This is a genomic window from Gilliamella sp. Fer4-1 (genome assembly GCF_001690515.1).
Classification (GTDB): Bacteria; Pseudomonadota; Gammaproteobacteria; order Enterobacterales; family Orbaceae; genus Gilliamella; species Gilliamella apicola_C.
The window spans coordinates 1-7,959 of sequence record NZ_LZGZ01000221.1 but is presented as its reverse complement, the minus strand read 5'-3'; the positions used below and the strand labels follow the sequence as shown (position 1 = coordinate 7,959).

The window sequence follows — 7,959 nt, the reverse complement described above, 5'->3', positions numbered from 1 at the left end:
TTTTTGATCACGTAAATAAAGATTAATAAAAGGTGAATAACTCATTTTTTATCCTTCATTAAATTTAAAAGTATTTTAATTCTTTCTACTTTCTCGGAACTAAGTTTTTTATTTTTTTCTAAATGACCTAGTGTAATTAAAGCGTTATCTTTTCCTCTTTTTCTTGCTTGAACTAATATGTTATATTCTAATGATGAAATATTTACAACTCCAGGTCCAGAAATTGGGTGGACAGAATTATTATGTATACCCCATACTCTGCCTGATGATGTTGTAAATAATTCACCATCTCTAATAGCAACGCCAGATTTAATTTTAGCAAGATCAGCTAATGCCTCGGTTCTTGTTCCAGTGAAAATAGAATTACCGGTACTTTTAGGTATACTAACCCTATCTAATAAGTGTCTATCCGAAAGTTTTAGATGTTCAAACCCATTATTTTCAACCTTAATTAACCCTAACGGATCTATCCAATTTATCGGATCACCATTAACATATTGATAACTATTTAAGCCACCCAGTATGCCAATTGGGTCTTGGGTGATATATCTGCCGGTAAATGGGTCGTAATAACGGTTTAAGTTGTAATGTAACCCCGTCTCCTCATCATAATATTGCCCTTGGAACCTTAACGGATTATCGGGCAGGGTTTGGGTATCGTCCTGATGGTAGGTTTCGTTTATTATCTTCCCATAGGCATTATACTGGCATTCGTAGAGCGTGTCACCTAAGCTGCCGGTAAGGGCTATGGGTGTGCCGAGGTGGTCGTTTTGATACCAGTAGAGTTTGATATTGTCTTGCTGCGCATTGCCATGCACAAGAGCTAAGGGACGGTAAGAGTCTGGCTCGTAAAGGTAGCTTTGCCAGTGTTTATCGTTATCGGTCTCGGCAATAAGTCGACTACCTTGCCAGATAAATTCGGTGGTTTTGCCGTCTACCGTTTTACTGGTACGCCGATTAAAGGCATCATAAGTATAGGTGATGATAAGCCCTGTCGGCTTAATGACTTTGATAAGTCGATGCCGGCAGTCATATTCATAGTGGGTAACTAGGCTGTGGTTTTTTCCACGTTTTTCGGCAATTAGGTTACCAAAGCGGTCATAGTCAAAGTGTTTATCACTAAAAAAGGTTAATCGGTTGCCTTTGGCGATATTGGCATGAAAAGGCGTGGGGGCTAGCGCTTGGGTTTCACTGATTTTATTGCCCGTTGGGTCGTAATCAAACTGCTCGACTTTTTCAGCATGATGTTGCTCGGGATTGACCTCAGGATAAGTCACTGTGTGTAGCTGACCGGCGTTATCATAACGATAACGGCGTGGCTGATGTCCGGTGATTTCGGCAAGCTGTCCATTATAATGATATTGCCAGATTTAATGCGATAAAAATCAAACAAGATAAGTTAATTGCTAAATTTTTCTTGTTAATTTTAATAAATAAAACATGCTCCCCCACTAATTATGTGGGGATTTTGCTATTTACTTTGAATAACGTTCTCTTAATTTATTCATATAAAATTCGATTAAATCTTTCTCTTTGGGATGTGCTTCAATATAGCTATTTGATATTATTTGCATAAGTTCAACAAATTTTGGGGGAGATATTGTGGAGCTTTCATATTCCCCTAAATAAAAAATTACTTCTTTAAAATCAATAGGATTATCCCAACCTTTATCGAGTGTAAAACCAGTTCCTTCAATCGGAAAAAATCCATCTCCTTCACTTACCATTTTTAAAAATAATAAATATTTCATTTGATTATTAGATAAAGTTAAATAAATAATATCATACAAATCTCTTACATTGTTATCATAAAAATAGTTTTTTATTTTAATTAACCAGTTTAATTGTTCATCTGTCATTTTTATCCTCTTGGTGATATACTGAGAAACGCATTATTTATTTCGCCTGTTTTAGCATCACGAGTTACTCTAAACCAGTAACCATCTATTTTTACTGAATATTGCCTTTGTTCTGGATTAATTTTAAAATAATCTTCCGCTTTTTTCGCTGCTTTATTTGACATATCTGCTACTTTTGCATCGGAAAGTTTTGCAGGATCATAGGTCGTTTTCTTTTCAGCTTTTTTAAAACGAATAATTTTACCTGCATTTGGTCCGTTTGCTGCTCTAGCTGGTAGCTGATATTGATATTCAATTAACCTCGGAAAACGTCTATCAGTATGTTTAGGACCAACAATTTTAGCCTCTGTCATTTCAATTGATTCTAAAAAAGTATCTGGCACTAATTGTGTATCAGCTTCTTTTCCAACAATCCCCTCAACGTCCTTGTCAGCGACCTTATTGCTGGACATCCGGTTATTATTAAGGTGAGTTAAAACAAGTTCATTATTGAACTTACGATGCAGATCTAAAAAAGATAAAAAAATCCCAACATCAGGCAGAAATTTAACAAGCTTTAATTCTGTTATAAATTAATATTGTGTTTCTCTGCTAGTTCACTAAGCATGATCCCAAATTCTAAAAGATCTTCTCTAGTCCACCCTGTTAAGGTAGGAATTTCATTTACACTGCATGAAACTAAAACAGCAGATTCAAGCTCTCTTATTAAGTTAAACTCCCTCTCACTCATTTGAACATTTAATAAATTATTTTGTTTCTCTAATATCTTCATTTTAAACCTCAGCTAATTAATTGGCGGTGTTTTTTGGATTGGTAAACGTTTAATATAGTTATCCCATCCAATATCATAATCAGACCTAAATGCTGTACTTTCACCTTTACCCGGATTTCTTATAACAATAATTCTTATATTTGAATCTAAATAAACAACTCGCCCGTCAGAGTAATAACGTACGTCTGTCGGGTTATTAATAACTTTTTCTACATGTTGTCGGAATTGCTCTCGTGTTCTAATACCTAGGGAATTAAATTCACCTCGTTGTAAAACATGCTTATCAAAAGCATGTCCATTGGCTATTTCTTGAGATGCTAATTGAGCATTTAATTTAGGATTATTGGCGGCATTCTCTGCTCCTGTAGCAGGTTTTGTTACTGTAGATTCCTTTCCAGCAATGCCCTCAAGCCCACTATTTTCAACCTTAATCAACCCTAACGGATCTATCCAATTTATCGGATCAGCATTGACATATTGATAACTATTTAACCCACCCAGTATACCTAGCGGATCTTGAGTGATATATCTGCCGGTAAATGGGTCGTAATAGCGGTTTAGGTTGTAATGTAACCCTGTCTCCTCATCATAATATTGCCCTTGGAACCTCAACGGATTATCCGGCAGGGCTTGGGTATCATCCTGATGGTAGGCTTCGTTTATTATCTGCCCATAGGCATTATACTGGCATTCGTAGAGCGTGTCACCTAAGCTGCCGGTAAGAGCAATGGGTGTGCCGAGGTGGTCGTTTTGATACCAGTAGAGTTTGATGTTATCTTGCTGCGCATTGCCATGCACAAGGGCTAATGGGCGGTAAGAGTCTGGCTCGTAAAGGTAGCTTTGCCAGTGTTTATCGTTATCAGTCTCAGCAATAAGTTTACTACCTTGCCACAAATTTGTCTGGAACAAATTTGAACAACGCTTTAGCGTTGGCCCTGCAAGGGTGAGTCTCATGGATGAGACGAATACATAAACTCGGTAGTTTTACCATCCACGGTTTTGCTAGTACGACGGTTAAAGGCATCATAAGTATAGGTGATGATAAGCCCCGTTGGTTTAATCACTTTGATTAACCGGTGCCGGCAGTCGTACTCATAGTGGGTAACTAGACTGTGGTCTTTTCCGCGCTTTTCGGCAATTAGGTTACCAAAGCGGTCATATTCAAAGTGTTTATCACTAAAAAAGGTTAACCGGTTGCCTTTGGCGATATTGGCATGAAAAGGCGTGGGGGCTAGCGCTTGGGTTTCACTGATTTTATTGCCCGTTGGGTCGTAATCAAACTGCTCGACTTTTTCAGCATGATGTTGCTCGGGATTGACCTCAGGATAAGTCACTGTGTGTAGCTGACCGGCGTTATCATAACGATAACGGCGTGGCTGATGTCCGGTGATTTCGGCAAGCTGTCCGTTAGGATTGTAGTGATATTGCTGTTGCCAAATTGGCGTTGGTGAGGTCTGGGTGCTAATATCATAACCATGATAACGTTGATGGGCAATAAGTTGCCCTAGTGGGTCATACTGGTAACGGTTAACCAGCCCATTGCCCTGACGACGTTCACACTCTCGCCCTTGTTTATCCCAACGAAAAGCGGCTAATGGCTGGTGGTCGAGTGTCATCCCCAGTAGCTGACCCTGATTGTAATGATATTCTAACCATTGCCCATCGGGCAGTTTTGTGCCATTGAGTAAGCCGGTGTTTTCATCGTAGCGATGGCGGATAGTCGCCCAGTTTTGGTGTTCAGCGGTAAGCTGACCATCCAGATTATATTCCCAGACTAATATATTTTGCCCATCTTTGATTTTAATCAATTGACCATAGGCATCATATTCGTATTGTTCAGTGGTGTCATCCGCAAAGATACGGCGGATTAGTTTGCCCGTGATATCGCGCTGATACTGGGTAATAAGTGGCTCGGCTTCGGGGGTATTGCCGTATTCACGTTTTTCTATTAAGTGACCCGCTTCATTATAATGATAAGTTGTTTTTACACCATCAAAACCGATTTCTTCACTGAGTTGACCGGTTGGTGTGTAGCTAAAATGGTAGCGTTCCCCTTTCTGATTTTCAATTTCACTGACTTGCAGGTGAATATTATCATAACGAAGTTTAAGCCTTTCTCCATCCGGTAGCCGTGTTTCGGTCATTAAATGTAATGGCGAGGCATAGTCATATTCGGTGACTTTACCCGCTTCATCTTTAAACCAAGTGACTTTGCCATAAGCGTTGTATTGGTACTCACGAGTAGTGTTATTCGGGTAGCTGATTTTAGTGATTTGACCTAAGGCATTATACTGGTAATGAATACAATTATTTTGCCCATCTGCCACTGTACTAATGCGTCCTTGTGCATCATACGTGTACTGTTCACAGCGACCATCAGGATAGGTGATTTGGCTAGGTTGACCTAGGTGATTAAACTGTTGGGTCAGTTGGGTATCATCAGGATAGCGGATAGTTGTGCATTGCCCGTCTTGATTATATTGATAGCGTGTTATTTTACCTTCGGGACTTATCGCTTCCGTGCGGTCACCATACTCGTTATACTGGTATTGCCAGCGGCGATGGCCTTGAACCACTTCACTAACACGTTCACCCCAGTAGTAATAATCCGTCTGCTGCTCATCTGGCGTAATTAGCGTGGTGAGCTGATTAAGTTCGTTATACAGGTATTGTGTTACCCCACCAAGTGGGTCAGTCTGTTTAATTAACTGACCATGCTCATTATAATCATAGGTGGTGGTTTGACCGGCGGCATTGGTTTGACTAATCAGTTTACCTTGTGCATTGTGCACATAACTTAAAGTGGTCCCATCAGACTGATAGACCGTGCTCTTGCCACTGGTTTTATCCCACTCATAACGACTTTGAATACCGTTAAGATTCGTGATTTGCTGATGACAAACTGCGGTTTTGCCCTCTCCCTGCCATTGCCAGTTAAACACCGCTCCCCCAGCCATCTTGCGCTGAATAATCAGATGACTGTCATCATAACTGTACTGTTCAGTGTGGTTTAACGCATTGGTGGCAGTGATTAATTCCTGACGTTCGTTATAGTCATAGCGCATAATCAACCGCAGAGGTTGCCAAGGCTGTTTATCTGACGTGCGAGTTAATTCATTTACCTCGGTGATAAGTGATGGCTGTTGTGTTGAATAGCGAAAGGCAAGGCGTTTTAGTCCACCTGATAACTCAAGCCCAATCAGTTTACCTTCACTATCATAAATTAAGCGATGTTGATGACCATATTTATCACTAATCGCCAGCAATTTTGCCTGCTTAGACTCGGCGGTTTCGCACGTAAAATGGTAAATACCCGATTCGCTACTTACCAGATAATGGTTAGGCTCCCGTCCTAGGTAGATAGCGGCTTCTGACAGCAAATTATGAATAGCGGGTTCCGATTCTGTCGGTTGGGGAAAGGTGATAAGGTTATTTTCGTTATTTTGCCAGATGATGTGATTGTCTTCAGTAAAAGTAAGGCTATGACAAAGCGTATGGCTCCAGCCATAACCTAGCCCACTATTGCATTCAACCGCACTGGTTCGGTAAAGTCGTTGCCAAATAAACGGAAATTGACTAAATAGCGTATCATCAACTAGCGTTAACAGCTCCTCACCAGTTAACATTGATACGGGGTCTAGGTTTGTTTCACCCTTAATCGCATCGCCCGTTTCTTTTGTTGCATTTGTTGGTGCTTTATTTTTAACTGGTATAGACTCTGTTTTTGATAAGATGGCTTCTACATCTTCTCTTATAATATAATAGGTGGTTTGTCGCCCCGTAAATATAGAGTGAAAATGGGCCATTGTTTTATTAATTTTATTGAAAACCCTTGCATTTATATTTATATCTCTTTTTAATGACCATACAGCAAATCAATAAGCTAATCCGTTTGCCATTTTTTGTGGTAAAACTAATTTGCTCGTCGCATTAGCTAAAAGGATGAGATCCTTTTCTACAAATGTACTTGATACAATAAAACCCATTCTTGCTGAATATTTAATAAGCAAATCAATAGCTTTTCCACCCAAATAAAACTCTATAATAAATCCTATAACAGCAGCAAACATTTCGGTCAGATCTTTACCATCAAAATAAGCTTTATCTGCAGGGCTGAGTAATTCTTTCCAATAAAGAATAAAAATCTCAAGAATATACATGTGAATTTTATCTTGCAGAAAGAACGAATATTGTTTTTCTTGTTCCTTGGTTAAGTTATTAGCGATAGATTGGATTATATTTGTAACATTACGGCTTATATATTTCCATGCCTCTCTTATCGCATTTGGCGGAATATGATTACGATAATTAGAGGAATTTAAATATTCAAACAATTGGTCATCCATTTGCTGAATAGACGGAATTGCCGACAAACCATCATTAACGCCAAGCCAAAAATTATCTCCTTTATCTTTATTTGCTTTCCATCTAGGAAGGTGAACGGTTTTCCATTCATATTCAAGGAATTCGCTAAGCTCATTAATCATAAGTTGATATCCATCTAACCATTGCTGAATATCAGCATCTGATGTTAATGTGTCAATTTTAATATAGTACTTTTCACCTTTTGAGCAAGGTAATTTAGCCGTACCATCTTCTTTTATTTCAAAATGGATTGGATTCTTTAAATCAGGTATAAATTTTGTGTCTCCAAAACGTACATTACTGGGCACAGATATTTCTTTAAAAAGCTGTCCTTTTAATGGGCCTAATGGAATAATTCTTTTTGATAAATCAGTTATTTCTGGTTGGTTATTATTAAGATATTTAAAATTTTGGATACCATATATAATCTCAATTTCACCCTGAGCAGCCGGACAAGTGGCTGTGTAAGGTGATATTGAGCTTTGAGCCAATTCTTGGCTGTTTTTTCTTAATTCCTCTGGAGAAACAGATATTCTATTACGAAGCTTTTCAGCTATTACTTGGTTTTGCTCGTATGATAGGTGATTAGCCTGATATTGTGGGATAATGTTCGTTCCCATAATACCTTGTTGTTTGAGGAAGTTATGATATTTTTTAATCGCTTTATTTTTTAAAATCCCGTCTTTGTAAACGCTTTCCCCATCAATGGGCGTTGCTAAAATATTTCTAAAGCGCTCTAAAACTGGTTTAAATATTTTGTCAGTTATTTCTTGATCATTATTCAGTTTTGTTAGATCAACCATCTTTTATTCCATTATTCACTTTGTTGCTTTAATTTTAATATAAGTTTTTCTAAGCTATTTTCTTGTGTAGATTCCTTTGAATTAAGCCATTTTTTTATTTTGAGTTCTAATAAATCTAATTCAAAAGCAAAATAAATATCAGGATGTGTTTGTTGTAAAT

At 38.3% G+C, this 7,959-nt stretch carries 7 protein-coding genes; all 7 read right to left on the bottom strand.

All coding sequences use genetic code 11. The features are described from left to right. Positions 1–41: 41 nt before the first annotated feature. On the bottom strand, positions 42–1,277 hold the full coding sequence (locus tag A9G30_RS08075; RefSeq protein WP_065588624.1) for an RHS repeat domain-containing protein: 1,236 nt from the start codon (positions 1,275–1,277) through the stop codon (positions 42–44). Positions 1,278–1,475: 198 nt separating this feature from the next. Beyond that, complete coding sequence (locus A9G30_RS08070) at positions 1,476–1,859, bottom strand: hypothetical protein (RefSeq protein ID WP_065588623.1); 384 nt, start codon at positions 1,857–1,859, stop codon at positions 1,476–1,478. 2 nt (positions 1,860–1,861) lie between these two features. Next, positions 1,862–2,311, bottom strand: coding sequence for a CdiA family toxin C-terminal domain-containing protein (locus A9G30_RS08065; RefSeq protein WP_065588622.1), 450 nt, complete (start codon positions 2,309–2,311; stop codon positions 1,862–1,864). A gap of 113 nt (positions 2,312–2,424) precedes the next feature. Beyond that, positions 2,425–2,631 carry a hypothetical protein gene (locus tag A9G30_RS08060; RefSeq protein WP_065582864.1) on the bottom strand — a complete coding sequence of 69 codons (207 nt, stop codon included), beginning with the start codon at positions 2,629–2,631 and terminating at the stop codon, positions 2,425–2,427. Between the two features lie 12 nt (positions 2,632–2,643). Continuing rightward, positions 2,644–3,585, bottom strand: a complete 942-nt coding sequence (locus A9G30_RS08055; RefSeq protein WP_065588621.1) for an RHS repeat-associated core domain-containing protein — start codon at positions 3,583–3,585, stop codon at positions 2,644–2,646. After that, entirely contained in the window at positions 3,582–6,437 is a 2,856-nt protein-coding gene (locus tag A9G30_RS08050) for a DUF6531 domain-containing protein (RefSeq protein ID WP_065588620.1), read from the bottom strand. The genes A9G30_RS08055 and A9G30_RS08050 overlap by 4 nt, the downstream gene beginning before the upstream one ends. A 69-nt stretch (positions 6,438–6,506) precedes the next feature. Then, positions 6,507–7,799: a hypothetical protein gene (locus A9G30_RS08045; RefSeq protein ID WP_065588619.1), complete on the bottom strand. Its 1,293-nt coding sequence runs from the start codon at positions 7,797–7,799 to the stop codon at positions 6,507–6,509. Between the last annotated feature and the right edge of the window lie 160 nt (positions 7,800–7,959).